The sequence below is a fragment of the Micromonospora sp. CMU55-4 genome, assembly GCF_011602315.1.
Taxonomy (GTDB): domain Bacteria; phylum Actinomycetota; class Actinomycetes; order Mycobacteriales; family Micromonosporaceae; genus Micromonospora; species Micromonospora chalcea.
In genome coordinates this window covers 1-1813 of record NZ_JAAOLH010000040.1, presented here as the reverse complement: position 1 = coordinate 1813, position 1813 = coordinate 1, and the positions used below count along the sequence as shown (strand labels likewise).

Here is a 1813-nt window from a genome sequence, read left to right as displayed (position 1 = left end):
TCTACGTCGACCAACTCATGGCAGGCAGGCAACATCCACCGCAACGTGCTCGGCTCTACACTGTCGCCGCCCACCTGTCCGGACTTCTCGGCGCGCTCGCCTTGGACCTCGGCGTGTTCGGCTTGGCGCACGCCTACGCCGCCGAAGCGTTCGACCTCGCGGAGGCCGCCCAGCAGCCCGAGGTGCAAGCCTGGACGCGGGCCACGCAAAGCCTGATCGCTTTCTACACCGGCGACTATCACGATGCGCTGGCCTACGCCCAGGACGGTCTGCAGCGCAGCGGCACCGGCGAACACCGCATCCGACTAACGATCAACGGGCAGGCCCGGGCACTCGCCCGCCTCGGTGACCGGTACGGCGTCGACCGCGCCGTGGACCGCGCATTCACCATGTTGTCCGACCGCCCGGCCAGCTCAGAGGTCAGCGCTAGTCTTGCCCTCGGGCCGTACTGCCAGGCAAGGACTGCGGCCAATGCGGCGACCGCCTACCTGGCGCTCGGCCGCACCGCAGGGGTCACCAGTCACCTCGCCATCGCCATCACGGCATTCGACACCGCAGAGCTCGCCGGCCCGCGAGCACTAAGCCGCCTAGACCTGGCCACTGCACACCTGCACGCCAGCGACCCCGATCCGGAGCAGGCCGCCGTGCTGGCAGAGGAAGCGCTCGCCCTCACCGCGGACCAGCGCTTCGAGTCGGTCCATCAACGTACCCGCCAGTTCCTCACAACCGCCCAGCCGTTCGCCCATCACCCGGCGTTACGGCACGTCGCCGACATGCTCGTCGACCGCACACAGGTCGGTACCGCCGCCCGGCCCGCTCTACCATCGCTGCCATGAACAGCCGGGAGCTGACCAACCTGCACGAGCGTTGGACCGCCTACCAGAACCTGCCCGAACTCACCAACCACTGGTACTGGCGCCCAGGCTGGCGAGCCGGCCGTCAGTTCTACACATGGCACCTCACCTTCGAACGTCAGTCTGAACTCCATCACCTCGTCACCGACCTGCAACGCCGACTCACTTTGCCCGGACTAGACCTGGTGCCGCTCGACGGGCTGCACCTGACCATGCAAGGGCTCGGCTTCACCGACGAGGTCAACAACAGCGACATCGAGGCGATCGTCGCCGAAACTCAGCGACGCTGCACCAAACTGCCGCCTCTGGAGCTGTCACTTGGCCCGGTCGACCCCGACGCGGAAGGAGTCGGCTTGCTCGTGCGTCCCTGGCACCGCGTCGAACAACTCCGCACCACCATCCGCGAGGCCATCGGCGCGGTATGGCAGACCGTGCCGGAGGCCGCCGAAGGTTTCCGCCCCCACGTCACGATCGCCTACAGCGGCTCACAAGCACCGGCCGAACCGATCCGCGACCGCCTCAACGACCTCCGCCACCAGCAACCCGCCCGGGTTACCATCCGACAGGCAACGCTGATCGCCCTGCGCCGAGAACACCGCACCTACCAGTGGGCAACCGTGGCTGCCGCGCCCCTCACCGGACAGTGACCTGACCTGACTGACCAAGTCGTGACTATCGTCCTCGGCCTACTATCCGCCGGCCTGCCCCTGACGAGCCCCCTGCTGGCCGTGTCCGGTCGGCCTCCTTCTGAGCCTCGCCGTCCGCCGACGCGACGTGATCGAAGACTCGCCGCGCTTCGGTGTCAAACGCGATCGCGCCGGCTTGGTCGCCGCGACGTGCGCGCCCAGCCATGAGGGCTCGGACGCGGCCGAGCGAGGGCCGGTCGGACAGGGCTAAGCACTCCAGCCGTACCTGATGGAGTCGGAGTCTTCGCTGGTAGTGGGCCCTCTGGCACGGTA

The 1813-nt window shown here is 68.0% G+C and carries 1 protein-coding gene and 2 pseudogenes; 2 read left to right on the top strand and 1 reads right to left on the bottom strand.

The annotated features are described in order from the left end of the window. Both HA073_RS31225 and HA073_RS30135 read left to right on the top strand, forming a co-directional pair. Window positions 1-194: pseudogene (locus tag HA073_RS31225) on the top strand (XRE family transcriptional regulator); the annotation flags it as partial. A gap of 638 nt (window positions 195-832) precedes the next feature. Continuing rightward, a complete protein-coding gene (locus HA073_RS30135; RefSeq protein ID WP_166457859.1) occupies window positions 833-1501 on the top strand; it encodes a 2'-5' RNA ligase family protein in 669 nt (222 codons plus the stop codon). 76 nt (window positions 1502-1577) lie between these two features. Here the strand turns inward: HA073_RS30135 and HA073_RS30810 are convergent. Then, window positions 1578-1813: pseudogene (locus tag HA073_RS30810) on the bottom strand (hypothetical protein); the annotation flags it as partial.